The sequence below is a fragment of the Nocardiopsis sp. CNZ308 genome (assembly GCF_004217075.1).
In genome coordinates, this window is the sequence record NZ_SHKJ01000001.1 from 1,947,211 (window position 1) to 1,972,327 (window position 25,117).

25 protein-coding genes, 3 tRNA genes and 1 pseudogene are annotated in these 25,117 nt (G+C 71.1%); 13 read left to right on the plus strand and 16 right to left on the minus strand.

The annotated features are described in order from the left end of the window. Position 1: 1 nt before the first annotated feature. Positions 2–178, plus strand: a complete 177-nt coding sequence (locus EV372_RS08395) for a helix-turn-helix domain-containing protein (RefSeq protein ID WP_083926642.1) — start codon at positions 2–4, stop codon at positions 176–178. After that, on the plus strand, positions 175–1,422 hold the full coding sequence (locus EV372_RS08400; RefSeq protein ID WP_130395544.1) for a tyrosine-type recombinase/integrase: 1,248 nt from the start codon (positions 175–177) through the stop codon (positions 1,420–1,422). The genes EV372_RS08395 and EV372_RS08400 overlap by 4 nt, the downstream gene beginning before the upstream one ends. Before the next feature lie 76 nt (positions 1,423–1,498). Here the strand turns inward: EV372_RS08400 and EV372_RS08405 are convergent. The 4 genes from EV372_RS08405 to EV372_RS08420 all read right to left on the minus strand — a co-directional run bounded on the left by EV372_RS08405 (position 1,499) and on the right by EV372_RS08420 (position 3,474). After that, positions 1,499–1,572: transfer RNA gene (locus EV372_RS08405), tRNA-Phe, on the minus strand. Between the two features lie 25 nt (positions 1,573–1,597). After that, positions 1,598–1,672 (minus strand) — tRNA-Asp (locus EV372_RS08410). 88 nt (positions 1,673–1,760) lie between these two features. Continuing rightward, positions 1,761–1,833 (minus strand) — tRNA-Glu (locus EV372_RS08415). A 96-nt stretch (positions 1,834–1,929) separates the two neighbouring features. Further along, on the minus strand, positions 1,930–3,474 hold the full coding sequence (locus tag EV372_RS08420) for a metallophosphoesterase family protein (RefSeq protein ID WP_130398820.1): 1,545 nt from the start codon (positions 3,472–3,474) through the stop codon (positions 1,930–1,932). Between the two features lie 97 nt (positions 3,475–3,571). Here EV372_RS08420 and EV372_RS08425 point away from each other — a divergent pair, with 97 nt between their 5' ends. Together EV372_RS08425 and EV372_RS08430 are read left to right on the plus strand one after the other, a co-directional pair. Next, positions 3,572–3,922 (plus strand): metallopeptidase family protein, encoded by a 351-nt coding sequence (locus tag EV372_RS08425; RefSeq protein ID WP_013155455.1) that lies wholly within the window; start codon positions 3,572–3,574, stop codon positions 3,920–3,922. 334 nt (positions 3,923–4,256) lie between these two features. Then, complete coding sequence (locus tag EV372_RS08430; RefSeq protein WP_130395545.1) at positions 4,257–5,561, plus strand: MFS transporter; 1,305 nt, start codon at positions 4,257–4,259, stop codon at positions 5,559–5,561. A 137-nt stretch (positions 5,562–5,698) separates the two neighbouring features. On the opposite strand, the gene EV372_RS08435 is transcribed toward EV372_RS08430, so the two are convergent. The 3 genes from EV372_RS08435 to EV372_RS08445 all read right to left on the minus strand — a co-directional run bounded on the left by EV372_RS08435 (position 5,699) and on the right by EV372_RS08445 (position 7,440). Continuing rightward, positions 5,699–5,959, minus strand: a complete 261-nt coding sequence (locus EV372_RS08435) for a PspC domain-containing protein (RefSeq protein WP_013155458.1) — start codon at positions 5,957–5,959, stop codon at positions 5,699–5,701. A 291-nt stretch (positions 5,960–6,250) separates the two neighbouring features. Continuing rightward, positions 6,251–6,865, minus strand: a complete 615-nt coding sequence (locus EV372_RS08440) for a TetR/AcrR family transcriptional regulator (protein WP_130395546.1) — start codon at positions 6,863–6,865, stop codon at positions 6,251–6,253. 188 nt (positions 6,866–7,053) lie between these two features. Continuing rightward, complete coding sequence (locus tag EV372_RS08445) at positions 7,054–7,440, minus strand: PPOX class F420-dependent oxidoreductase (RefSeq protein ID WP_130395547.1); 387 nt, start codon at positions 7,438–7,440, stop codon at positions 7,054–7,056. A gap of 272 nt (positions 7,441–7,712) precedes the next feature. On the opposite strand from EV372_RS08445, the gene EV372_RS08450 reads away from it, so the two are divergent. Together EV372_RS08450 and EV372_RS08455 are read left to right on the plus strand one after the other, a co-directional pair. Further along, positions 7,713–8,195 (plus strand): helix-turn-helix domain-containing protein, encoded by a 483-nt coding sequence (locus EV372_RS08450; protein ID WP_130395548.1) that lies wholly within the window; start codon positions 7,713–7,715, stop codon positions 8,193–8,195. After that, positions 8,192–9,064: an alpha/beta fold hydrolase gene (locus EV372_RS08455; protein ID WP_130395549.1), complete on the plus strand. Its 873-nt coding sequence runs from the start codon at positions 8,192–8,194 to the stop codon at positions 9,062–9,064. The genes EV372_RS08450 and EV372_RS08455 overlap by 4 nt, the downstream gene beginning before the upstream one ends. Positions 9,065–9,309: 245 nt before the next feature. On the opposite strand, the gene EV372_RS08460 is transcribed toward EV372_RS08455, so the two are convergent. From EV372_RS08460 to EV372_RS08470, 3 genes are all read right to left on the minus strand, one after another. Beyond that, the gene (locus EV372_RS08460) at positions 9,310–10,581 is read right to left on the minus strand and encodes a pyroglutamyl peptidase (protein ID WP_130398821.1); all 1,272 of its coding nucleotides are present in this window, start codon (positions 10,579–10,581) and stop codon (positions 9,310–9,312) included. Between the two features lie 276 nt (positions 10,582–10,857). Continuing rightward, positions 10,858–11,424 carry an NAD(P)H-dependent oxidoreductase gene (locus EV372_RS08465; RefSeq protein WP_130395550.1) on the minus strand — a complete coding sequence of 189 codons (567 nt, stop codon included), beginning with the start codon at positions 11,422–11,424 and terminating at the stop codon, positions 10,858–10,860. A 127-nt stretch (positions 11,425–11,551) separates the two neighbouring features. Continuing rightward, a complete protein-coding gene (locus tag EV372_RS08470) occupies positions 11,552–12,160 on the minus strand; it encodes a TetR/AcrR family transcriptional regulator (RefSeq protein WP_130395551.1) in 609 nt (202 codons plus the stop codon). Between the two features lie 234 nt (positions 12,161–12,394). On the opposite strand from EV372_RS08470, the gene EV372_RS08475 reads away from it, so the two are divergent. Both EV372_RS08475 and EV372_RS08480 read left to right on the plus strand, forming a co-directional pair. Beyond that, positions 12,395–13,510, plus strand: a complete 1,116-nt coding sequence (locus EV372_RS08475) for an FAD-dependent monooxygenase (RefSeq protein ID WP_130395552.1) — start codon at positions 12,395–12,397, stop codon at positions 13,508–13,510. 125 nt (positions 13,511–13,635) lie between these two features. Further along, a complete protein-coding gene (locus EV372_RS08480) occupies positions 13,636–15,036 on the plus strand; it encodes an MFS transporter (protein ID WP_253795386.1) in 1,401 nt (466 codons plus the stop codon). A gap of 135 nt (positions 15,037–15,171) precedes the next feature. Here EV372_RS08480 and EV372_RS08485 read toward each other — a convergent pair whose 3' ends face one another. Next, positions 15,172–15,660 carry a MarR family winged helix-turn-helix transcriptional regulator gene (locus EV372_RS08485; protein WP_253795388.1) on the minus strand — a complete coding sequence of 163 codons (489 nt, stop codon included), beginning with the start codon at positions 15,658–15,660 and terminating at the stop codon, positions 15,172–15,174. 146 nt (positions 15,661–15,806) lie between these two features. Here EV372_RS08485 and EV372_RS08490 point away from each other — a divergent pair, with 146 nt between their 5' ends. Beyond that, positions 15,807–16,232: a Rid family hydrolase gene (locus EV372_RS08490; RefSeq protein ID WP_130395555.1), complete on the plus strand. Its 426-nt coding sequence runs from the start codon at positions 15,807–15,809 to the stop codon at positions 16,230–16,232. 76 nt (positions 16,233–16,308) lie between these two features. Here the strand turns inward: EV372_RS08490 and EV372_RS29365 are convergent. After that, positions 16,309–16,413, minus strand: a pseudogene (locus EV372_RS29365) (IS5/IS1182 family transposase); the annotation flags it as partial. Between the two features lie 163 nt (positions 16,414–16,576). Beyond that, a complete protein-coding gene (locus tag EV372_RS08500; RefSeq protein WP_130395556.1) occupies positions 16,577–17,437 on the minus strand; it encodes an enoyl-CoA hydratase/isomerase family protein in 861 nt (286 codons plus the stop codon). A gap of 156 nt (positions 17,438–17,593) precedes the next feature. Between EV372_RS08500 and EV372_RS08505 the strand changes: the two genes are divergently transcribed. Then, entirely contained in the window at positions 17,594–18,211 is a 618-nt protein-coding gene (locus EV372_RS08505; RefSeq protein ID WP_130395557.1) for a TetR/AcrR family transcriptional regulator, read from the plus strand. Positions 18,212–18,889: 678 nt separating this feature from the next. On the opposite strand, the gene EV372_RS08510 is transcribed toward EV372_RS08505, so the two are convergent. The 3 genes from EV372_RS08510 to EV372_RS08520 form a co-directional block, all read right to left on the minus strand. Beyond that, positions 18,890–20,278 carry a DEAD/DEAH box helicase gene (locus EV372_RS08510; RefSeq protein ID WP_130395558.1) on the minus strand — a complete coding sequence of 463 codons (1,389 nt, stop codon included), beginning with the start codon at positions 20,276–20,278 and terminating at the stop codon, positions 18,890–18,892. Positions 20,279–20,519: 241 nt separating this feature from the next. Then, positions 20,520–20,723 carry a cold-shock protein gene (locus EV372_RS08515; protein WP_047868081.1) on the minus strand — a complete coding sequence of 68 codons (204 nt, stop codon included), beginning with the start codon at positions 20,721–20,723 and terminating at the stop codon, positions 20,520–20,522. A gap of 918 nt (positions 20,724–21,641) precedes the next feature. After that, complete coding sequence (locus tag EV372_RS08520) at positions 21,642–22,277, minus strand: TetR/AcrR family transcriptional regulator (RefSeq protein WP_130395559.1); 636 nt, start codon at positions 22,275–22,277, stop codon at positions 21,642–21,644. Between the two features lie 109 nt (positions 22,278–22,386). On the opposite strand from EV372_RS08520, the gene EV372_RS08525 reads away from it, so the two are divergent. The 3 genes from EV372_RS08525 (at position 22,387) to EV372_RS08535 (ending at position 24,457) form a co-directional block, all read left to right on the plus strand. Then, positions 22,387–23,169, plus strand: coding sequence for an SDR family NAD(P)-dependent oxidoreductase (locus EV372_RS08525; protein ID WP_130395560.1), 783 nt, complete (start codon positions 22,387–22,389; stop codon positions 23,167–23,169). A gap of 320 nt (positions 23,170–23,489) precedes the next feature. Continuing rightward, positions 23,490–23,885, plus strand: coding sequence for a lasso peptide biosynthesis B2 protein (locus EV372_RS08530; protein ID WP_486484145.1), 396 nt, complete (start codon positions 23,490–23,492; stop codon positions 23,883–23,885). Beyond that, on the plus strand, positions 23,882–24,457 hold the full coding sequence (locus EV372_RS08535) for a GNAT family N-acetyltransferase (RefSeq protein WP_130395562.1): 576 nt from the start codon (positions 23,882–23,884) through the stop codon (positions 24,455–24,457). Before EV372_RS08530 ends, EV372_RS08535 begins: the two co-directional genes overlap by 4 nt. The last annotated feature ends 660 nt before the right edge of the window (positions 24,458–25,117 follow it).

The following is a 25,117-nucleotide window of genomic DNA, read 5'->3' on the forward strand; positions in this document are numbered from 1 at the left end:
CATGACAGAACTCCTGCTGACCGTCGAAGAGGCCGCCGAGCGCCTGCGCGTGAGCCGCTGGATGGTCTACAACCTCATCCGCTCCCGCACGCTCCGCACGGTCAAGATCGGACGCCGCCGCCTGGTCCCCGTCGCCGCGCTCCCGGAGTGCCTGGAAGCCCTGGAGGACGCCGCGTGAGCGCCGCAGAGGGCAAGGGCCGCCGCAGGGGCCGCCGACGTGCCGCCAACGGCGAGGGAAGCGTCTGGCAGCGCAAGGACGGCCGGTGGGCCTTCGCCGGGTACGCGCTGACCACTGACGGCACGTACAAGCGCGTCCAGGGCTACGGCCGCGACCAGGCCGACGCACGGTCCAAGCTGAACCGGCTCCTGGCCGACTCCGACCGGGGCATCCCGGTCGCCTCCGAGAACTGGACGGTGGCCGAGTACCTGGCCTACTGGTTGGAACACGTGGTGCGGGCCGAGCGCCGCCCCAAGACGGTGCAGGGGTACGAGGGCGTCATTCGCCGCTACCTCGTCCCGGCCCTGGGGAAGAAGCGGCTGGCCAAGCTCACGGCCCGGGACGTGCGGACCTTCGTCACGAACATTCGGCAGCTGTGCCAGTGCTGCCGCAACGGCACCGACGCCGCCCGGAGGCACCCCCGGTGCTGCGCGCTCCCCGTGCCCGAGTGCTGCGGGCACCGGCTGTCGCCGCGCATGGTGCAGTCCGTCCACGCTGTGCTGCGCAACGCGCTCCAGACGGCGGTGCGGGAGGAGGTCATCCCGCGCAACGTGGCGTCCCTCGTGAAGGTCGCTCCCCCGCGCTACGCGGTGAACCGGGGTCTGGACGTGGCGCAGTCCCGGCAGCTGCTCAAGGAGGCCGAGGGCGACCGGTTCCACGCGCTCTACGTCCTGGCGCTGTGCCTGGGCCTGCGGCGCGGGGAACTGCTCGGGCTGCGCTGGCGTGACATCGACCTGGAGGCCGGCCGCCTGGAGGTGGTCCACACCCTTCAACGGGTCGGCGGGAAGCTGTCGCTGGTGCCGCCCAAGACGGAGGAGTCGGCGCGCACGGTGCCCCTGCCGGGGTTCTGCGTGGACGCGCTCAAGGCCCATCGCAAGCGGCAGTTCGCCGAGCGCTCGGACGCCTTCCCCGACTGGGAGGAACAGGGCCTGGTGTTCCCCTCGCGCCGGGGCACTCCCCTGGAGCCGGACAACCTGCGCCGGAGCTGGGAACCGCTGCGCCGGGCGGCGGGCCTGGAGGGGATGCGCTTCCACGACCTGCGGCACACGTGCGTGACGCTGCTGCTGAACCTGGAGGTGCCGCCGCAGGTGGTCCGGGAGATCGTGGGGCACAGCGACATCGGGGTCACGATGACGATCTACGCGCACGCCTCGCTGGACGACAAGCGGCGGGCGCTGGGGAAGCTCGGGGACGCGCTCGGATGACCGGGTTGCTGTCGCGTAGCTGTCAAAAACGCCCGGAGCCGTGTGGCTTCCGGGCGTTGGTGCTGCTCAGTGTGAGTGGCTAGGGGCGGGGTCGAACCGCCGACCTTCCGCTTTTCAGGCGGACGCTCGTACCAACTGAGCTACCTAGCCGCACTCGCCGATCTCTCGGCGACGGCGGTCCTGACGGGATTTGAACCCGCGGCCTCCACCTTGACAGGGTGGCGAGCACTCCTAACTGCTCCACAGGACCTTGTTCAGTTGTCGCACCGGGCCTGGGCCCCGTGCTCTCGCTGCGGTTCTCATTCTGCCAGATGTCCGGGAGTGCTCGAACCGCTTCGTACCCCCAACGGGATTCGAACCCGCGCTACCGCCTTGAAAGGGCGGCGTCCTAGGCCGCTAGACGATGGGGGCCCGTGTGACACGTCAAGCATAGGGGAGATTCGCAACCAACACCAAAGTGATAAGCACGGCCAGTCGGCACCTCCTCCACCTGCGCTGACGCGCGGGTCAGGGAGTCCGCTGCCCGTCGCGGGCCTCCTCCGCGGGTTCCTCCTCCGGTTCCTCGGAGGGTTCGCCCACCGGGCGCTGCGGGTCGGTCTCGATGTGCCGCTCGACCTGTGCCGACGTCAGCCCGATGCCGCCCAGGTCGATGTCGTCGCGGGCCTGGAGGCGCCCGGTCTCGGCGTCGAAGTACAGCACCGACGCCTGGTAGGGGGTCGGGCGGCCGGGGCCGTGATCCAGCCCGCGCAGACCGGCCCCTCCGGTGGACCCCTGCACGAGGAACCTGGTGCCCAGGTCGGTCAGCTCGGTGGACCTCAGGTGGTCGTCGCCCGTCAGCACCAGCGGCACCACCCCGTCGAAGGCCTCCGCCTGCGTGCGCGTGTGCATGACGACCACGTCCACGTCCTCGCGGGAGTCGACCACCTTCTCGGCCTCCTCCTCGCCCCGGGCGGCCACCTCGGAGGCGTCGGGGTTGAGCCGGGTCGCGTCCGGGACGTAGCGGGGGTCCCCCGACCCGTAGAAGGTCAGGCCGCCCACCTCCTGGACCTCGCCGTCCAGCACGACGGCGTTCTCCTGCGCCGCGACCGCGCGCTGCGTCCCCATGGAGTCGTGCCGGCCGCGCACCCACACGTACGGCACGTCCAGCTCGCCGATCTCGTCGGCGAAGGCGTCCTCGGCCGCGCTCCCCCGGTCTGTGAGATCGCCCGAGTCCACCACCATGTCCGCCCCGTACTGCTCCCGGAGCGTGCGGATGATGCTCCACGAGGCCGGGTTCAGCTGGATGTCGGACACGTGCAGCACGGTGATGACCGACTCGTCCTTCTCGTACACGGGGAGGGTGGAGGTCGCCTCGTAGATCATCGCGACGTTGCCGACCAGCCCGGCCAGCTGTTCCTGGTACTGGCTGAACCGGCCCACGACCTCCTCCGCGCTGCCCACCACCTGCGGGGCGCCCGCGATCAGCCCGGTGTAGCGGGGCTCGGCGATGGCGCTGGGGTTGAAGGTGTTGGCGGCCACGGCCCCGGAGGCCACCAGCACGCCCAGAGACACCAGGGCGCTGGCCAGGGCCCGCCACACGTCGCGGAAGAGCAGCAGCCCCACCACGGCGGCCCCCAGGGCCGCGGCGAGCACCGCGCGCACCAGCAGGCCGATCACACCGGCGCGCAGGTCGGAACCGATCCCCGCGGCCATGCGGTTGATCGCCTCGGGGTCGGCGAACACCTCCTCGGCCGCGGACAGCCGGATGTTGGAGATCCTCGCCTCCAGCTTGATCGGGGCGCTGTGGGTGTCGAAGGCCAGCTGCCCCAGCGGGGCCACGTCGACGACCGTCTCACCCCGCCACTGGGGGCTCAGGCTCATCGTGACGTCCGCGGGACCGATGGGGGTGACCACCTGGCCGCCCAGGGCCAGACCCAGCCAGCCGCCGACCAGGCCCGCGACGACGACGCACCCCCACCGCCACGCGCGGCCGGAGCGCAGCCGGTCGAAGGTGCCGCGGAGCCGTCGGAGGGCTCCGCGAAGGTCGTATCCGCGGATCGCTTCCCAAGACAACACACCCCCATCATGCCCCTCCCGGGGAGGCGTTCCCGTGTTTCATCCCCTTCGAGAGTGTTATGTCGCTTCCGGCGCGTCGCGGGGAGGCAGCACAATGGCAGGTGTGGTGGAACTGACGCGCAGGGACTTCGAGGAACTGGTCGCCGACGCCCTCGACCAGATCCCGCCCGAGCTGGCACAGCTCATGGACAACGTGGTGATCACCGTCGAGGACGAGTCGCCGGAGGGGCTGCTCGGCCTCTACGAGGGCATCCCGCTGACCGAGCGGGGCGACTCCTACTTCGGTGTGCTCCCGGACCAGATCTTCATCTACCGGCGCAACATCTGCGCCTTCTGCGAGACCCCCGAGCAGGTGGTGGAGGAGGTGCTCGTGACCGTGGTGCACGAGATCGCACACCACTTCGGGATCGACGACTCCCGTCTGACCGAGCTCGGCTGGGGCTGAGCCCGGCACTCCCCCGGTCCCTCGCCCCCGGATCGCGGTCTCCTTCGGATCACGCTTTTCGTCACTCTTCGCACATATAAATCCACATCATGCTCATCAACACCGTTCCAGAACAGGAGCACGGCTCCGCGCACACGCGCCGCGAGCAGCGAAAACAATCCGCCCAAGGCGACCTGACAACACGGACGAATCCACCCGGCATTCCTTACCCACAGCAACGAATCAGACACGAATTTCCCGGAACGGCTTGCGACGAAGCTCACCTTCCGGAACTGTTGGTTATTGGGACACGACACAGCGTGATTACAACCCTGTAACAGTAAGGGAGTGCCGGGTGGCCAATCCGCGCCTCGACAACACACCTGACAACGGAGACCACGAGTCTTCGAGCGCCCCCAACAACGACGACTGGCGGAGCAGCTACCGCGACGTCATGGCGATCGCCGAGTTCCGGTCCGTCTGGCTCGCCCACGCGCTCTCGGTGATCGGCACGAACCTGCTGAACATCGCCACCAGCGTGCTCGTCTTCCAGATCACCGGCTCCGCGCTGGCCGCGGGCGTCACCCTCGCCCTGACCTTCCTGCCGCCGGTCATCAGCCCCCTCATCTCCGGACTCGCCGACCTCCTGCCGCGCCGCCGCGTCATGATCGCCTGCGACCTCGCGCGCGCGGCCGTGATCGTGCTCATCGGCATCCCCGGCATGCCGATCTGGGCCGTCTGGATACTGCTCTTCTGCTCGGTGGTGCCGTCGGTCCCCTTCGCCGCGGCCCGCGCCGCGATGATGGCCGAGATCGTCCATGGCGAGCGCTACGTCGCCAGCACGGCCATCATCCAGCTCACCTCGCAGCTGGGCATGCTCGCCGGGCTGGTCGCCGGCGGCCTGATCGTCGCCGCCATCGGCCCCAACATCGCCGTGATGTCGACCGGCGTCCTCTTCGTGCTGTCCGCGCTCGTCGTGCTGCTGGGTGTGGCCGCGCGCCCGGCTCCCCGGGGGGAACGGTCGGACCGTCCGGGGTTCGTCGCGATGACCCGCGACGGGGCCAAGCTGGTCTTCGCCGACCGCAGGCTGCGCACCCTGGCGCTGCTCGCCTGGCTCGCCGGCCTGTACGGCATCCCCTACGGGCTCGCCAACCCGATGGCCGAGGAGATCGGCGCCGGAGCGGCGGCGGCCGGGTTCATCATGGCGGGCTCGGCGATCGGCGGGTTCGTCGGCGGATTCGTCCTGACCCGGTTCGTCCCGCCGCCCATCCGCATGCGCCTGCTCGGCCCGCTGGCCGTCCTCGCCTCGGCGCCGCTGCTGCTGTGGCTGACCGAACCGCCGCTGTGGCTGATGGTGACCGCCCTCGCGCTCTGCGGCGTCGCGGGCTCTTACCAGTTCGTGGCCAACGCGGCGTTCGTGCTGTGCGTGCCCAGGGAGGGCCGCAGTCTGGCCTTCGGGCTGGTCGCGGCCGGACTCCAGGCCGCGCAGGGCGTGGGCATCCTGGTCGCCGGGTTCTTCGCGGAGAGGTTCGGCACCGGCGTCGTCATCGCCGCGGCCGGTGCCCTCGGCGTGGTCTGCGCGGTGCTCCTGGCGCTGCCGTGGTCGCGGATGGCCGGTGAGACCATCGACCGGATGAACGCGACCGGGGACGGTGCCTAGGCCCCCCAGCGCACCGTGTCCCTAGCGCTCCTTGCCGCACTCCGCGGGGGTTTCGCAGGTCTGCTCGACCTCGCGCTCCTCCCGCGGGGTGCGCAGCTCGCGTCGTTTCCAGCCCGGTTGTGCTCTGAGGGTCCACATCAGCTCTGGCTCGGCTTTCCCTGGAAGTTGCGGATGATCTGCTCCAGCAAGGAGCGCTTCTCGTTCTCGGCCGGCATGATCAGCCAGGCCAGGATGTAGACGAAGACGCCGCTGAACCCGAGGACCGTCAGGACCACGAAGACCAGGCGGACCAGCGTGGAGTCGACGTTGAGGAACTCGGCGATCCCCCCGCAGACGCCGGCGAGGTAGCGGTCGCTCCCACTGCGTCGGAAGCGCTTGCTCTGGAAGTTCTGGTTCATGTCTCCACCCTGCCCCCTCCTGACGACGATTCCCATCCGGGACAGCCCTGGGCGTCCCCTGACATCCCCCCGAGCCCCCGGAGGGGCCGGGCCCGGGGTGCTTGACCCGTCCCGCAGGGGTTGGACGCGGACCGGGGCGCACGGCGTTCCGGCCGGGCGCTGAGGCGTGGGGCACACCGGAGGCGCGGACCGTGCCGCCGGAGGGGCCGGGGCCTGGAACCCGGGCCGGGGTCCGGGCCCCGGGATCCGGGCGCGGAGCCGGGCGGCGCGGGGTCCGGGCGAGGGCCTCGGTCAGTCAGCGGTCCCGGACCGCCCGTAGGCCTCGCCCAGGAAGCGGAAGTCGGTGCGGAGGCTGGCGCGGACGTCCGACGCCTCCTCGTTCTCCGAGAAGCGCAGACGCCTCATGGTGTGGCGCATCACCGCCATGGCCGCCGCCGCGACCACGACCGAGCGGTCGTCCTCGGCGGGGACGCCGGTCCGCTCGGCGATGGTGGCGGCGAGCTCCGTCTCCACGGTGTGGAAGCGGGCGAGCATCCTGGGGACGAGCTGGGGCTCGCGGTCCATGAGCTGTTTGCGCAGGCGCATGTCGTCGCGCTGGGTGTCGAGGTCGTCGGTGCTGACCAGGAACGCGATCAGCATGGTGATGAGGTCCTCGACGAAGTCACCGGTGGGGCCGCCCTCCGCGAACTGCCTGCGCACGTCCTCGTCGGGGCACCGCGGGACCTCGCCCAGGAGGGCGTCCTCCTTGGTGGCGAAGTAGTTGAAGAACGTCCGGGTGGAGACGTCGGCCTCGGCCGCGATCTCCTCGACGGTCACGTTCTCCAGACCGCGCTCCAGCGTGAGGCGGACGGCCGCGTCCTGGAGGGCACGGCGCGTGGCCTGCTTCTTGCGTTCGCGAAGCCCCAATGGTCCTCTCCCGCACAAGGTCGATCCTTGCAGTCCATGCAAAGTTTCCCACAAGTATCCCCCAGGAACGGCGAACACGCGCACCGGAGGGCGCGACCCCGCCGGAAGGCGGGGCCGCGCCCGTGTCCGAGGGCGTGTTCGGGGACGCCGCCCGCCGCGCGGCAGGGCCTGCGTCCGCCGAACGCGCCCTAGCGACCGACGAAGCGTTCCGGCCGGACGTAGACGATGACACGCTCCTCGTCGGGGCTGTCCCACGGATAGGGGGTCCCGAGGTACTTCTGCGCCATCTCGTTGATGAAGGCCTTGTCCGGGTCCTCCTCCACCCGGTCGACCACGCCGCGGACCTCCACGTACATGTAGGGGTCGTCGGGGTCGGTGGCCGAGACCGCGATCCGGCCGTCGCGCCTGAGGTTCTGGAGCTTCTGCCGCGTCGTGGTCTGGCTGAACCTGAGGAACTCGCCGTCCCAGTCGATCCACACGGGGCTGGACTGGGGGGAGCCGTCCGGGCCGAGCGTGGCCACGTGTCCGAACGCCGGTTTGCGCAGGACCGCCTGCTGCTTCTCCGAGAACGCCATGTCACTCCTTGTCGTCGGTTGACGCCGATGGTCTTGAGTACACCAACAGGTCCCGCGGCGGACGCGGAAGACGCGCCCGAGTCGGACGGACCGCGTCGGGGAACGCCCCGGGGCCGGGGACCGACCGGTGTCCCGACGCCTCGGGACCGCCGGGGGCCCGCGCTCCCGGCCGCCTCCGCGCTCCCCCGGGGGCCGGGTCCGCCGTGGCCGTGGACCTCTCCCGCGACATCTCTTTATTGCAGTCATTACTGCAACGACTGTAATCTCAGCGCATGAGCGAACCCCCAGAGGACGAACTGGCCTTCGTCGACGAGGTCGCCGTGTTCTTCGAGCGCGAGGGCCTCCCCCTGATCGCAGGGCGCGTCATCGGCTGGCTGCTGATCTGCGATCCACCGGAACAGAGCGCGGCCCAGCTCGCAGAGGCCCTCCAGGTCAGCCGCAGCTCCATCAGCAGCGCCACGCGCCTGCTCACCCCCAGCGGCCTGGTCGAGGGAGTGCGCAGGCGCGGGCAGCGCCAGGAGTACTTCCGCATCGCCGCGGACGGCTGGAGCCGGATGCTGGAGCGCCGGTACGCCCAGACGGCCGCTTTTCGCGAGGTCACCGAGCGCGGGCTCAGCATGCTCCGGGAGGCCCCGGACGAGCGCCGCGAACGCCTGGCCAACGTCCACGAACTCTACGGATTCCTGGAGTCCGAGCTGCCCCCGCTCTTCTCGCGGTGGCGGAGCGAACGCGAGAGGAGCGATCGGTACCCGTGAGCCCTCCCCCGTCGGACCCCTTCCCCCGCGTCAGCGTCGAGCAACCCGAGGGCGCCCTCAGCGTCATCACCGCGGGGCAGGGCACGAGCACGGTCCTGCTGCTGAGCGGAGCCGGCCTGGACAACGCCCTGCTGAGCTGGCGCCACATGATCCCGGCCCTGGCCCCCGACCACAGGGTCCTCGCCCTGGACTGGCCCAAGCAGGGGCACAGCAGGCCCTGGAACGGCACCGCCGACCACGCCCGGATGCTCGCATGCGTCACCGCGGTCCTGGACCGCTTCGAGGTCGAACGAGCCTCCCTGGTGGGCCTGTCGCAGGGCGGCGCGATCGCCCTGGCCTACGCCGTCGACCACCCCGACCGGATGGACCGGCTCGTCGCCCTGGCTCCGGCCGGGATCATCTCGTTCCCTCCCCTGGTGCACCAGCTGCTGTGGCTGACCGCCAGGAGCCGCCTGCTCAACCGCACACTGCCCACGCGGCTGTTCCGCAGCCGCGAGGGGGTGGCCCGGTTCGCGCGCACCAGCCTGTTCGCGGGTCCGGTCGACGACTTCGACGACATCGTCGAGGAGATCGTGCCCGAGGTCCGGGCCAACGGCGCGGGCTCCTCCGACTGGCAGAACGCCTCCATCGGCCCGTGGCGGATGAACGTGGACCTGCGCCCCCGCCTGGGCGAGATCCGCTGCCCCACCCTGTTCGTCCAGGGGGACCGGGACGCCGGCGTGCACCCCCGGCACACGGTGGCCGCCGCGCAACGGGTTCCCCGGTCCCGCCTGGAGATGCTGGAGGGCCACGGGCACTGGGTCAACCGGCAGTCGCCCGAGCGGGTCAACGCGCTGGTGCGCGACTTCCTCACCGGGCCGGGGGTCTGACCGGACCGGGGCCTGACCGGGCCGGAAACCTGACCGGACCGGCCGCGCCAACGCCCGTTCCGCGCGGTACGCCTGCCAGCCCGCGTACTCCCGGCCCCGGGGCGGCGGCGCGGGCGCCCGAAACGCCCCCGCCGCCGGACCCCGCCGGGGCCCGCCGGAGCGCCGTGTCCGGCTACGGGGCGGCCGGGCCCCCGGCGGACGACGCGGTGGTGGGAGCGCGCCGGGGAAGGCCCGCTCCCCGGACGTCACCCGCGGACGGCGGCCGCGACGATGTCCTCGACCTGGCCCACGATCGCCGCGCGGTTCCGCTCGAACTCGGGGTCGGTGACGCCGTCACCGGGACCGAAGTCCAGGACCGGGGTGTGCACGTGACCGGCGGGGATGTCCAGGCCGGTGGCGTCGCGCAGCAGGGTGTTGCGGTAGGCGATCTCGTTGGAGAGGTAGTCGCCCCCGCCTCCGGCCCGCGCCTCGGAGCCGGGGGTGGGCCCGTCCACGCGCACCACCGGTTCGGTCCCGCCCTCGGGGATCTCGGTCACCGTGGTGTTGTCGACCACGGGGAACGGCGCGCCGCTGGTCTCCTCGACGATCGCGGGGTGGTCGAGGGAGGAGTCCGACCACTGCGGCTGCGGGGTGACGGTGGGGACGCCGTCGGGGACGGGGACCATCTCCTCCGTGCCGACCGACTCGTTGTCCGCGGCGCCACCGCGCCAGGCGCCGTTGTGGGCTTCGAGGTCGAACTGGCCCGGTCGGCCCTGGCTGACGGTGATGACCGTGTCGGCCGGCCGGTCGCCGGTGTAGTGCGGCAGGAGGGCCTCCTCGACCATGCCGTCGGTGAAGTCGCGCCAGCGCACCGGGAAGAGCATGGTCTCCACGACCGCGACCCCGGCTTCGGTCTCGATCACGGCCCCGTCCAGGGCGAGGGCGGCCGCGCCGGAGGGGTTGGCCTGGCGGATGTCGTTGTCGAGGCGGAAGGGGTCGAACCCGGTCACGACGACGTGGAGGGCCTCGGGCTCCCCGGGGACCTCGGCGAAGTCGGTGTCGTCGTGGCCGCGGGAGCGGCGGTCCATGTCGGCCACGAGCCCGGCGCGGTCGGCCTCGCTCAGCTCGAAGTCCGGCTGCCAGCGGTTGAGGGCCGAGGTCATGGCGAGCCGGGCCCAGTAGACCGGGCGGTCGTCCCCGGCGCTCAGGCTCCCCTGGACCCTCGCGTCGCCCTGGACCCGGTCCACCGCCTCGCGCCAGAGCGCGTCGCCGTGGCGTTCGACAACAGCGCCCGCCTCCTCCAGGCCGGACGCCGCGCACAGTTCCCGCGTGAAGCGGTCCACGGTCATGACGAACCCGGATCTGCGCAGGATCTCCTGCGGGACCTCCTCGGTGACCCGAGCCTCCTCGACGGTGGCGCCGTCCCGGCTGAGGCAGCCGGTCACCCGCTCGGCCTGGGCCGGGGCGCCCAGGGCGAGGACGGGGGCCGCGATGAGCGCCGACGCCGCGATACGGGGGATGGTCTGGTGGATGCGCACGCTGGCTTCACTCCGTAGTTCGATGTGTTCGACGAGAGGGGGGAAGTAGGAGGTTCCCTGTTTCACAGGAGTCACACCGCTCCCACACCTCGAACAGGACCCGTCGGCGTCGCCTGCTGCGTCCGTGCGCGGGTCGGGGCAGGTCGGAGCGGTCGGGCCGGGGCACGCGCGGGGCGCCGGTCCGGGCGGCTGGAACGCCCGTTCACGCCCACGGTCAGCGGGGCGGGCCGGGGCATGGCGGCGGCCCGACGTCCGCGGAGCGGACGAAGGAGCGGGCTACTCCAGGAGCAGGTCCGTCGCCTTCTTCTGCCGGGAGTAGGAGAGCGCCGTTGCCAGCTCGTCCATGGCCAGCCGGACCCGCTCCAGCACCGCCGGATCGCGGAACTCACCACGGGAGTCCACCCGGCCGGGAGCCCCGGAGACCGTGACCGAGTCGACCAGGACGCTCCCCATCAGGGTCAGCGTGGGAATCAGCGCGAGGTGGCCGCGCATACCGCCCGCCTGTCCCGGTGAGGCGCTCATGAGGAGGGTCGGCTTGCCCGTGAGCCCTCCTGAGCCGACCAGCCAGTCCATGGCGTTCTTGGCGGCTCCGGAGGGGCCGTGCGCGTACTCGGGGGTCGCGATGATCACGCCTTCGGCCCGGTCGGCGCAGGACCGGAACCTCGTGACGACCTCCGGCAGGTCATCGTCGTCGTCCAGGTCGGGGTTGAACAGGGGGAGGCGTCCGGCCAGGTCACCGCCGACCACGGAGACGTCGGGGTTGCTGCGGCCCGCCAGGCGCAGCAGTGCTGCGTTGTGGGAGTTCCGGCGCAGGCTGCCGCAGATACCCAGTACCGACCACATCATCGCTCCCCGGATCCGAAGTCCTCAGCACCGTACCCCCCGAAGCCCCGGCGTGTTCGCGGAAGCCACCGCGAACGGCGGACCGCAGATCCGGTCCTCCCCCGCCGTCCCGGGCCGGTCGCGCGTCTCAGCCGTGCGGTGCCGTGGCGCGGATACCGGCGAGGACCACGGCGACGATGCGCTCGGCGTCCGCGCGGGTGAACGCGCGCAGGCCGCGGTTGAGGATGAGGTGCACCGGGCCGGAGATCATCTCGCCGAGGAAGGCGCTGTCGACCGGGGGCAGCTCACCCCGTTCGACCGCGGTGTCCACCCGGCGCCGCATGACGGCCACGCGCTGGTCGAGGATCCTGGACAGCGCCTGCCGGACGGTGGGGCTCTGGTGGGCGGGCTGGATGGCCTGTTCGAGCGTCCGGCCGAAAGGCGTCTCCAGGCCGCCGGCGAGGCCCATCAGGAAGTCCGCCAGGTCCCGGTGGAGGTCACCGGTGTCGGCGACCGACGCGAGGTTCTCGGCGTAGCTCAGCATGGCGTCGACGACCAGCTCCTCGCGGTCGGGCCAGTTGCGGTAGACGCTGGTCTTGTGCACACCGGCGCGCTCGGCGACCTCCTCGTAGCGAAAGCCCACGACGCCGTCGCGCGCGACGAGCTCGGCGGTCGCGGTGAGTACCCGCGCCCGCACCCGCGCGTTGCGGCCGCCGGGGCGCCGTGCGGGCGACCGGTCAGCGGTCCCGTCGGCCATCTCCACGCCCACCTCCCGTTCTCTGCTCGGGTGCCGATTGTGGCCAGGCGCGGCATTGCGGTGCAAGCCGACCGCCGGTAGGCTCCCTTAAAGCAACAAATAGTTGCTTTAGTTGTCAGGTGCCGCGACCGCGACCCTTGCGCCGACCGCGCTGCCGCGCACCCCTCCCCTGCTCCGGAGCGCCGCCACCGATCCGACCGGCACGTCCGCCCAGACCCACCTGGAGCACACCCCGTGAACATCCTCGTCTCCGGAGCCGGTATCGCCGGCCTCGCCGCCGCGCGTGAACTCGGCACCCGCGGCCACGACGTCACCGTCGTCGAGTACGACCGCCGCCTCCGCCTCGCGGGCACACCCATCGACATCCGCGGTGACGCGGTCCGGACCGTGGAGAGGATGGGTCTGCTCGCCGAGATCCAGGAGCGGCGGCTGCGGATGACCGAGTCCACCTGGTTCGTCGACGGCGACGGCGAACCGGTGGGCCGCATCCCCATCGCCCAGATCAGCGACTCCGACGACGACATCGAGATCCTCCGCGAAGACCTCGTGCGCGTCCTCGCCGACGCGCTCCCGGGCACCGCGGCGATCCGTTTCGGCGACTCGATCGCGGCGCTGACCGACGGCGGCGACGGTGTCGGAGTGCGCTTCGCCTCCGGCCGCACCGGGCGGTACGACCTCGTACTCGGTGCCGACGGCCAGCACTCCGCGGTGCGCAGGCTGGTGTTCGGGCCCGAGGAGGACTACCTCCGCCACCTCGGTGTCTACATCGCGCTCGCCGCCCTGCCCGGCGGGGCCCGGTCCGAGGGCGTCAACTCGATACACAACGTCCCCGGTCGGATGGCGGGCACCTTCTGGTACAAGGACAGGGCCGTCGCGGTCTTCCAGTTCCGCTCGGAACCGCTCGACTACGACCGCCACGACCTGGACGCCCAGAAGAAGATCGTCGTCGACGCCTTCGCCGGGCACCGGTCGTGGAGGATCCCGGAACTGCTCGACGCGGTCCGCGCCGACCCCGGCTTCTTCTTCGACTCCGCGAGCCAGATCCACCTGCCCTCCTGGCACCGCGGCCGCGTCGCCCTCGTCGGCGACGCCGGGTACAGCCCGGCCTTCCTCTCCGGCCGGGGCACCTCACTCGCGCTCACCGGCGCGCACATCCTCGCCGAGGAACTCGACCGGTGCGGCGGCGACCACACCGCCGCGTTCGAGCGGTACGAGGTCCGGCAGCGCCCCTACGTCACCTTCGCCCAGGCCAGCGTCGACCGCGGCCGCGACCGCGTACTGCCGACCAGCTGGGCCGCCATCGCCGCCCGCGACGAGGCCCTGCGGGCGGCGGACACCGGCACGCGCTGAACCCCGACGCGAGGAGTTCTCGACCCCTGACGCGCCGGAGAGGCGCGCTGGAGAGGATAGATGTGAAGGACACGCCGGAAGAGTCCGCTGCCGACACCCCGGAGCACCGATGGAGCGGGCGACTCGTGCTCTGGGTCGCCGTTCTCATCCTCGCCAACGTCCTGGCCGACGTGGCCATCGCCTCCCCCCTGCTGGTCCTGCCCCAACTGCTGGAGCACTTCGACACCGACCAGGCCGCGTGGCTGAACGCGAGCGCGATGCTGGCCGGGGCCATCTGGTCGCCGCTGCTCGCGAAGAGCTCCGACGTCTTCGGCAAGCGGCGGCTGCTCGTCGTCACGCTGGTGACCGCGTGCGCGGGCGCGCTGGTCTGCCTCGCCGCCCCCAACGTCTGGATCTTCCTGGTGGGGCGCTTCCTCCAGGGGGCCGCCCTGGCCGCGATCTTCATCACGGTGGCCCTCACACGCCAGATCTGCGCCCCGCGGGTGGCCATGCCCGTGATCGGGCTCGTGACGTCGGGCTCGGCGATCGTCGGGATCGTCGAACCGTTCCTGATGGTGCCGGTCATCGACCTGTTCGGCTACCGCAGCGTGTTCGTCGTGGCGGCGCTGCTCGCCGCGGTGGCCGCGCTCTGCGTGCGTTCCCTCATCCCGGAGTCGCCGGTCCGCGGCACCGGCCGGATCGACGTGGGCGGGGCGCTCCTGCTGGGCGGCGGCCTCGGCTCCGTGCTCGCCTACGTCAGCCTCGGCGGAGACGCCGGGTGGCTGTCCGCGGGCATGGTCGTGCTGCTGGCGGCCGGTGTCGCCGCGTTGGCCGGTTGGGCGGTCCTGGCCCTGCGGGTCACCGAACCCATCATCGACATCCGGGCCCTCAGCCGACCGGTCCTGCTGACGCTGCTGGCCCTGGTCCTGGCCGCGGGCTCCTTCCGGAGCATGCTCCAACTGACGAGCATCGTCGCCCAGGTGCCCCCCGAGCTGGGGCTCGGCTACGGGTTGGGTGACGGAGGGGCGGTGGCGGTCCTGCTCGCCGCGCCCTCGCTCGGCATCATGGTCGGCGGCACCCTCGCCGGATGGGTCGCGGGACGGTTCGGTGCCGCACGGCCCCTCCTCGCCGCCATCGCCGTCGGTGCGGCGGCGACCCTCATGATGCTGGTCGGCGTGTCGGTCCTGCCGCTGGCGATCGCCTGCGGGGTCCTGGTCGGCATGGCCGCCGGCGCGATCTCGACCTCCGGCTACAACCTGGCGACCAGCCTGGTACCGCCGGAACGGCAGGGCACGATCTCCGGCCTGGTGTCGGTCGTGTTCGCCCTCGGCTCGGTCGTCTTCAGCTTCGCCGGAGGCGAACTCCTCAAGGCCACACACGTCCCCGGGGCCGTGGCCGACGGCGCCCCGGTGAGCACGGCGACCGGCGTGTACCTCTACGTCCTGACGGCCGGAGTGCTCTTCGTCCTCGCCGCGGTGCCCGCGGGCATGGTGGTGCGCGGCGGGCGCGCGGCGCCCGCGCCGGTCACGGCCGGGGCGCCGTCGTAGTGTTCGGGCGCCCTGCCCGGCCCCCGGGTGGCCGGGGACCGGGCGGGGCCGGGCAGGGCCGTACCGGTGCGGGCGGGCCGACTCGCCGCCCCCACAGGGGCCCGACCGTCCCGGGTCGTGGCACGGGAGCGGCTGTCAGCCGAGGCCGTCGGGAACGATGCCGAGTTTTTCCGCGATGCGGGCGAGGGCCTTCAGGTCGGTCGTGTTGAGCGGGTCGAGGACGGTGCTGCGCACGGAGCGCAGGTGCGTGGGCGCCGCCGAGCGCACGAGGTCGAGGCCGACGTCGGTGAGTTCGGCGAGGGTGTAGCGGCCGTCGTCCGGGTCGGGCGTCCGTACGACCCAGCCGCGCTGTTCACAGCGTTTGACGACGTTGGACAGACGGGAGAGCGAACCACTGGCGAGAAAGGCGAGCTCCCCCATCCGCAGCCTGCGCCCCGGGGCCTCGGAGAGGTGGCTGAGCGCGAGGTACTCGAACAGGGTGAGGCCGTTCTCCTGCCGCAGCGGTGACTCCAGCTTGCCGGGCAGCAGCAGGACGAGGGAGACCAGGCCCGTCCACGCCGCCTTCTCCTGCTCGTCGAGCCATCGCGGTTCCTCGTCGCCCCCGTACTCGTGTGTGCCGCTCACGGACTCTCCCGTGCCGCTCATGGACCCCCGCCCTTCCAGCGAATCCGCCATCACTTGACGCTTGAAGTCATTACTTGCTACTGTCACTTTACGCTTGAAGTCATCGAGGGGGAAATCCGCCCCCGTGAAAAGGAAGAGGGAGCACCATGAGCACCGTCACCTTCGGCATCGCTCCGGGCTACGGCGAGAAGCTGCACGCGGCCCTCGGCTACAGCGGGGCCGTCCGCGTCGGCGACCGGGTCGAGATCTCCGGCCAGGCCGGGGTGGACGACGACCTGGCCGTCCCCGACTCACTGGAGGAGGAGATCATCCGGGCCTTCGACAACGTGGAGGGCACCCTCGCCACGGTCGGCGCGACCTGGAAGGACGTCATCCACGTCAACTCGTACCACAAGGTCGCGCCGGGAGACGAGGTCATCGGCGACGACCACAACAGGGTCATGGCCGAACAGTTCCGCCGCCGCCTCGGCGGCCGTGCGCCGATCTGGACCGAGACCGGCGTCACCGTCCTCGGCCTCGCCGCGATGCGCGTGGAGATCCGCGTCACCGCCATCGTCGGCTCCGGGGACTGAACCACCACTGTTCCGTGGCGGTTTCATCGCAGGCCGGCGGGGCACGGACCAGCTCCGGCACGTACCGGCTGCGGTGGTGACGACCAGGTGAGTGGTCTGGGTGGCCTTCCGGCCGCTCGGGAAGCAGGACCGCGAATCGGCCCCAGAGCGGCTCGGCCAGCCATGATGGAAGCACGGGCACAGGCCTCCTCGGTGATCACGGAGTGCCGGCGACTCCATGATCGACGGGACCCGTGCCCGCTCGGCTGCCCGCCTTCCCGACCACTCGAGAACACGCGCGCCGGCAACGGCTGAAGAGCTCCCTTCACCGGGCCTCTGCGCGCGGATGGCGAGAACTCGGGCGCTCAGATGCTGTTGGCGATGCGCTCGTGGTCCCGTTCGCCCTCGCGGGTCTGGATACCAGCGGCGAGCAGCTTGTGGGCGAGCTCGGTGACCTCATCGCCGAACGCAGCGGCCAGGCCCTCGTTCTCAACGGCGTAGGCCGCACGCGGAATCGGCCGCGCGACCGCGTCGACCGCGGCCTTCGTCATGGGGATCACCTCCGCCCGGAGGCCGGCGATCCGTCGGGCGAGGGTGTCCACGAAGGGATCGAGTTCCGCGGCGGGCAGGGCACGGTTGATCAGGCCGTACCGTTCCGCGAGTTCCGCGCCCACGAGCTCGGCGCCGAGGATGAGCTCCAGCGCGCGGGCCCTTCCCGCCAGTCGCGTCATGTTCACCGTGCCACCGCCTCCGGGGAGGATCCCCATCAAGGACTCCGGCTGCCCCTGACCCGACTTGCCGATCGCCGCGAACCGCATGTCCAGGTACATGAAGAACTCGTTGCCCGCGCCGCGCGCGAAGCCCGCGAGTTTGCCGATGGTGACCTGCGGCAGCGAGCGGACCTCCTCGCTCATCGCCTGGAGGATGTTCAGGCCTTCCGGGACGGTCGAGCCCGGTGCGGCGGCGACCGCGGCGCGAGTGGCCGCAGGCAGCGCGTCAGGGTCGGTGAGGTAGGCCATGTCACCGTGCGCGACGAAGAACTCCGGGTCAGCGCTCTCGAAGACGATGACGCGGACGTCGGCGTCATCCCGCACACGCGCGACGAACGCCCGGAGTGACGACAGGAGGACCGCGTCCATCAGGTTGAGCGGCGGGTGATCGATTCTCACCGTCGCGACCCCGTCCAAGACGTCGATCGTCAGGGCGGGAAGGTCCTCGTAGCTCATGAGGTGGCTCCATGTACGCGTGTAAGGGACGGGCTGCGACCAGGCCGCCAGTGGGGGACCGCGTCGCGAGTCCCAGTGTCGAGGATGACACTGGGTGTCAGACTAGAAACCTGGAATCAAAGAAGCAAGCGAGTGTGTCGGAGTACACTCGTCCCCATGAGCGCAGCGCCAAGCGGTACCCGTGAGATCAGCCGCCACGCGGTGCGAGCAGAGCTGGCTCGCGTCGCGTTCAACCGCTTCTGCCTCACCGGCTTCGACCAGGTCACCTTCACCGACCTCGCCGAAGCCGCCGGGGTGTCGCGGAGCACCTTCCTGCGCTACTTCGGCACCAAGGAGGACGTGGTCCTGTTCGTCTTCGACCCTGTCGGCGGCGTCATCGCCGACGCACTCGATGCCGAACGGGCCGACCAGAACGACTGGAGCAGGTTGCGCAACGCCCTGGAGTCAGCCGTGAGGTTCCTCGTGCGCGACGTCCGGGAGCTTGTGACGATCCTCGGCCTCATCGAGCAGACCCCGGCCCTGTGTGCGCGCCTCCGCGAGAAGCAGGCCGCATGGCGACCAGAGATCGTCGCCCGACTGCAGAAGACGACCCCCTCGGCCGACAGGTCATCGGTCGTCGCCGAAGTGCGCGTGGCGGCGGCGCTCGAAGTCCTGTGGATCGTCCTCGGACAGTGGAGCGCGAGCGACGGCCGAGAGGACCTCGGCAAACTGCTGGACACCGCGTTCGCCGCCTTCTCGGCCCCGGCACGTCGGCAGACGGACACTCCGTCGTAAAGGGCCGAAGCGGCGGCTTTCCCGGCGGTGCCGAAGCAGCCGAAAGGAGTGATCGACCCGGCGGCAGTGATCGCGTCGCCGGAGTCCAGCCCGGGCTGCGGGTGCAGGAGTGGGGTGCCGACCCGGCCGAAGCCGCCGGAGTCGTCCACGCGGTGCGTGCTCTGGGGCCGTTCCCGCCCGCGCGGGTCGCCTGCTTGGGAGAATCGGTGGCCGCGGCCCTGGCCGTCCTCGGACGCGGCGTGCGCTGGTGCCACGGCGTGATCGCCGACCCGTCCGTCCGCACGCCTGGATCGAGGCGGCGGGGCGCCCGGTGGCCGAACCCGACGGCACACCGATGGTGTCGTTCCCGGGAAGCATCCCAAGAGGTGGAGGCACGGTCGGGGCCGGAGAGCGCACATGGAGCGACCAGACGACCCCGGGCACACGAAAACCCCGGGGCGAGAACCTCGAAAATAGCCTCTGAACCGGGGTTATGTGGGCAGGCCCCAGGGGCTCGAACCCTGGACCCACGGATCGGAAGCCCGCGGGTGCGTGTGCGGAACACCCGGTACGCGGGGGGTTCGTTCCGACCCATCCGGGCAGCGGCGTCGGCGTGGGCGTGGGCGAGCATCCGCGACTTGGAGAACCAGCCCGACGGGGCCCCAGAGCATCCTGCTCCGGGGCCCCGTCGTGGTCGGGTCAGCGGCGCGGTCGGCGTGCCGCGGCACCACGGTGCCGCCGCTCCCGCGGGCCCCCGGCAGGCACGGCGACCGGTACGCCCGAGGGCTCACGCGCTCCGGTCACCCTGGTCAGCTCCGCGTCCTGGGCGTCCACCCGCGCGGTGTGCGCGTCGATCCGGGCCCGGCTCATCAGCCGGGTCATGTCGCGCCGCTGGCTGGGCAGCACGAGCGTGACCACGCTGCCCGTCTCGCCCGCGCGCGCGGTGCGCCCGCCCCGGTGCAGGTAGTCCTTGTGGTCCGTGGGCGGGTCGATGTTGACCACCAGGTCCAGCCCGTCCACGTGGATGCCGCGCGCGGCGACGTTGGTGGCGACCAGCGCGGTCACCGCGCCCCTCTTGAACTGGTCGAGGGTGCGGGTGCGCTGGGGCTGGGACCGGCCGCCGTGCAGCGGCGCGGCGAGGACCCCGTTGGCCAGCAGGTGCTCGGCCATCCGGTCCACGGCGCGCTTGGTGTCCAGGAACATGATCACCCGACCGTCGCGGGCCGCGATCCGGGTCACGACGTCCTGCTTGTCGGCGTGCGACACGTGCATGACGTGGTGCTCCATGGTGGAGACCGCGCCCTCGGACAGGTCGACCGAGTGGACCACCGGGTCGTTCAGGAACCGGCGGACCAACGTGTCGACGTTGCGGTCCAGGGTGGCCGAGAACAGCATGCGTCGACCATCGGCCGGAACCTGCTGGAGGATCGCGGTGACCTGCGGCATGAAGCCCATGTCGGTCATCTGGTCGGCCTCGTCCAGGACGGTGACGTCCACCTGGTCCAGGACGCAGTCGCCGCGCTCCATCAGGTCGCGCAGGCGGCCCGGGGTGGCCACGACCAGCTCCACGCCCTGACGCAGGGCGCGGGACTGGCGGCTGATGGGCATGCCGCCCACCACGGTCGTCGTGCGCACCCCCACCGACCGCGCGTAGGGCGCCAGCGCGTCGGCCACCTGTTGGGCCAGCTCACGGGTGGGTGCGAGCACCACGGCCAGGGGGTGCCGGGGCTCGGCCTTGCGCCCGTCGAGCTGGGCGAGCAGCGCCAGCCCGAAGGCCAGGGTCTTGCCCGAACCGGTCCGGCTGCGGCCCAGGACGTCGCGTCCGGCCAGGGAGTTCGGCAGGGTGGCCGCCTGGATCTCGGACGGGACCGTCAGCCCCTGCCGGGCCAGGGTCCGCTTCAACGGTGCGGGCATGTCCAGCGCCTCGAAGGACTCCACCGGCGGGAGCGCTGGGGTGACGGTGACCGGGAGGGCGAACTCCCCGGAAGGGCCGCCGGACCGGGGGCGCCCTGGCGTGCGGGGGCGCTGTCGGCCGTATCCCCGGGAGGGACGGCCGCGGCTGGTGTCGGTGCGGTGCGGATAACTCATGTGAGGCCTTTCGCCAGCGGCGTTCGCCGGGCGGGAGGCCTTTCGGCCTCGCAGGGGGAAACCGGAGTACGCCGGATAAGCAATGCGGGTGTCCGCGCTCACCCGGAGGACTCCGGGGCGCGGTGGACGCCGGTGCCGTTCGGTGAGCGACGGCTGGAAAACCCGGCGGAGAAAAAGGAAAAGCGGCAGGGGCCCAGCGCCCTGAGGGCGGGCCCCTGCCGCAGGAGGAGCGTCAGCTCCCCTAGACCAGGGTGATGTTCTCAGCCTGGGGACCCTTGGCCCCCGCGACGGCGTCGAACTGCACGGACTGGCCCTCGGCCAGCTCGCGGTAGCCCGTGGCCTGGATGTTCGAGTAGTGGGCGAAGACGTCGGGGCCGCCGCCGTCCTGCTCGATGAAGCCGAAGCCCTTTTCGCCGTTGAACCACTTGACCGTACCGGTCGCCATAGGGATACCTCTCGTTCGGAGTATGAAGAAAACCGCAGATGACGATTTTCCCGTCACCGCGGTGATCACCCGAAGAGATGGAGTCCATCGGGGTTCACGACTGCAACTTCTTAGAACCTACCACACAGGAATCCCCCTGTCCCGAAAAAGCGGTGTGCCGCAGGACACCGGAATGCGTAGTGCAGGGGTTAGAGGAAATGTGTTGTGACCGAAGTATTTTTTCTAGGCCGGGAAAAACTCAGATCCGGTTTTCGGGGAATCCCCGGACCACCCCGCTCGACCCGGCGCCGGGCGGCCGCCCGTGGGGCACGGGCGCTGGACCCGGGCCACGGGAACCCCGCCCGTCCCGGCGTTTCCGCGCACGCTTCCCCCCGTCCGCCGACCGTCCTCCGGTCGCTTTGCCGTCGCACGGGGCTGGGTGATGCCGCGGCCGTTGGACCACCGCGCGGGCATGGAGCCCTCGACGTCGAAGACGATGTCGCCGAACCACGCCGCCCCCGCGCGGAGTGGGCTCCTGGCCGCGCAGACGCTCGGACAGGCGGCGCCAGGCCGTCGTCCGGTGCCGCGTGTCCTCCCCCGCCACCGCAGCCCTCAACAAAAGGCCCGGACCACCACCGGTTCACGGGCGGCCGCCTCCCATGTGCCGGACCAGGGCCGACACGAAGAGGAACCGATGTCATGAGACGGCGCATCGGTGTGTCCCGTGTTCGCGAGGACCGGATTCGTGGACTCTGAGACCACATGACCGCGAAAAGGCATCGTGGGACCTCACCCGTAGCGGGCCACGGCCAGGTCCGCCCGTTTCCCCGCGATTACCACCGCGCCCCTCTTCACCCTCAGCGTCCGTCGCGATGCCGGTTCGGTCGGAGCGACGCCGCCGACCCGCGGATCGGCCTTCACGCACCGCGCACAGCTGCTTCAGTCGGTGGTGTTCGCCGCGCCGTATCTGGCCTCCATCATCAGTACGGCCTCGTCCACGACGCGTGCCATCGATGCGTCGTCAGGTGACCAGTTGACGAGCAGCATCCGGGGCCAGAAGACGTAGTTGGAGATCATCCCGAGGAACTGGGTCGCCGCCAGTTCCGTGTCGTCCAGCTTGGCCGTGCCCAGGGCGTTCTCGGTGTCGAGATAGCGGCGTACCGAGTCGAAGTAGGGCATCTTGCCGCGCTCGAAGTGGGTCTCGCCCAACTCGGGGAAGCGCGGTAGTTCGGCGATGACGATGCGGAAGAGGGCCGCCATGCCGGGCCGGGCGAGGAGGGTGACGTACCGGCGGCCGATCGCCGTCAGGCCCGCCCGCAGGTCGCCCGTCGGCGGGCGGAGGTCCGCCTCGTCCTCAACCGTCCAGGACTCCGTCACGATCGCGTCGAACAGCGCCGCCTTGGTCGGGAACTGCTTGAACAGAGTCGCCTTCGACACCCCGGCCGCCTCGGCGATCTTGGCCAGTGAGGTGCCGGCGTACCCGGCGTCGAGGAACAGCCGGGTGGCGGCCTTGATGATGGCCGCCCGCTTCTGCTCGGCGACGCGCCGGTGGTAGGGCGAGGGCTCCGTCGTCATGGGCACCACTCTACGCGAGGCGAGCCACTTGACTCACCACCCTCCATGTACGTAGCTTTGGCGAGGCGAGTCACTCGACTCACCATTGTTCCGCAGGGAGGACCGCGTCATGGGGCGCTTCGACAAGCAGACCGTTCTCGTCACCGGTGGCACTGGCGGACAGGGGGCCAGCCACGTTCGGGCCTACCACGAGGAGGGGGCGAACGTCGTCATCGCCGCGCTCTCCGAAGGGCCTGGCAGGGAGCTCGCCGCTGAACTCGGCGAGCGGGCGCTGTCCATCCGCCTGGACGTCACCGACGAGGACGCCTGGGCGGCGGCGGTCACCGAGACCGAACGCCGGTTCGGTCCGATCTCGGTCCTGGTCAACAACGCTGGCGTGCAGAACCCCGCGGTGCCGATCGAGGCCACCGAACGGCGGGTCTGGGACCGCATACTCGACGTCAACCTCACCGGCACGTTTCTCGGCACCAAGACCGTGACCCCGTCACTGCGCCGCAACGGCGGCGGAGTGATCGTCAACATCGCCTCCACGATGGCCCACACCGGCACCTCGCTCTACGCGCCGTACGTCGCCAGCAAGTGGGCGTTGCGCGGGCTCACCAGGACCGCCGCGCTGGAGCTGGGTCGAGACGGCATCCGAGTCAACTCCATCCACCCCGGCGTCATCTCCACCCCGTTGGTCAACGAACCGATCGGCGGCCAGCCGCCCATCGCCGACTTCTACTCGCCCGAGCCGTACGCCGTCCCCCGGATGGGATCCCCGGCCGACATCACCGCACTCCTCCTCTACCTGACCTCGGCCGACGCCTCGTTCGTCACGGGCTCGGAGTTCGTCGCGGACGGCGGGCTCCTGCTCGGCCCCGCCCTGCAACCCGCCACGGCGGCAGCCTGACCGGATCGCCAGCCGTCCTGGACGTCCCCGCCGCCTCACCGGCGCCACGGCGGGGCGCACACGCCCAGGACGTGGAGGAGGAGGTCCGGTGAGGTTTCTGCGGGGCCCGGTGGCATGCGGGTGACGGGGTGGGGACGTTGTTCGCGCCCGCGGTGACGGGGCGCGGCCGGGTGTTCCCCTGTTCCGGGGACACGGTGGTGGTGTCCGCGGGACCGTTCCCCGGATCACCGCCCGTCCCGGGGCGGCGTTGGGAGGCGAGCTGGGGCGTGCAGGAGCTCCCGATGGGGTTCACCGAGTTCCCCAGGGTTGCGTTCTCCCGGATGATCGTCGCTTCTGGAGCGCTGCTCGTGGTCCTCACGAACGCGCGGATCGGACCACGTCGCTCTCGCATGAACCGTATGGTCCGCCTCGTGCAGTCCGCCTCAAAGTTCGGCCGTCGTCCTGCCACCACGGCCGAAGCCGCCGAAGTCGTCCACGCGGTGCGGCGGCTCGGCCTGTTCTCGCCCGTGCGAGTCGCCTGCTTGGAAGAATCGGTGGCCGCGGCACTGGCCCTGGCCGTCCTCGGACGCGGCGTGCGCTGGTGCCACGGCGTGATCGCCGACCCCATTCGTCTGCACGCCTGGATCGAGGCGGAGGGGCACCCGGTGGCCGAGCCCGACAGCACACGGCGGTGCACGGCACTGCTGACCATCCCGACCGTGGAGGAGACCACGTGAGCGACCCCCTGATCTGGCTGCGCGGCGACAAAGCCGGAATCGGCCCGCTGCGCGCCGACCTCGTGGAGGCGTACTGGAAGTGGGAGCAGTCGATCCCCACCATCGTCGGCTACAACCGGCAGACCCCGCAGCCGTTGGAGTCCACGCGGGAGATTCTCGTGGAGGGCTACGGTCGCGCCTCGGATAGGGAGCTGCGGTTCACCGTCTACGACCTGACCGGCGAGAGTCCGTGCCCGGTTGGCCTGGCCCAGGTGTACATCGACCAGATGCGGCGCAACGGCGAGTACGTGGTGGCCCTGGGCGAGTCCCGGGGCAGGGGTGTGGGCACCGAGGCCACTCGGCTGGTGCTGGACTACGCCTTCCACGTGACCAACCTGAAGTGCGTGTACCTGACCGTCATCGAGCCCAACGCCGGGGCGATCCGCGCCTACGAGAAGGCGGGGTTCAAGCGGCAGGGGATGCGGCGCAACTCCAACCAGTGGCTGGGCGAGACCGTCAATGAGGTGCTGATGGACGCCATCCCCGAGGAGTTCGAGGGTCCCTCACTCGTCAAGGCCCAGTTCCGGATGTGAACCTCCGGTGCCCGCCGAGCACGGTGGGCACCAGAGGTCAGCCCGTGTGCAGGCCGCCGAGGAAGCGAGCCCACGCGCCCGGGGTGAAGTCCAGTGGATCCAGGTGGCGGCCTGCGGAACTCGACGCCCTGATCGAGCTGGTCAGCGTCTGGCGCAGCTAAGGAGACACGGCCCGCGCCCCCTCACCTGGGAAGACAGAACGAGGGATCATGCGTCCGCGGGTGCGGGCCGTGACCAGCGGATTTCGGGCCGACCGAGGAGACAGGGACCGGCCTGAGGGGGTTCGGACGGGCTGTTGCTCCGGTGTGCTCCGTCGAGGTGGAGGCACGGCCGAGGCTGGAGAGCACACACAGAGCAGCCAGACGGCCCCAGACGCACGAAAACCCCAAGGCGAGGACTCCGAAAATAGCCTCTGAACTGGGGTTTTGCGGGTAGGCCCCCAGGGGCTCGAACCCTGAACCCACGGATTAAAAGTCCGCGTGCGTGCGGTCAAAATGCTCCGGTATGTGACGGTTCGTTCCGACCCATCCGGGAGGCCGTGTCCCGGTGCGTGCCACTGGAGACCGCCCCGTGCCACGGTGTCCCAAAACAGCGGAGCAATCACCGAGCATTTCCTACGGTCAGCGAGGCACGGATCAAATCCGTTGGTGACTCGAAGAG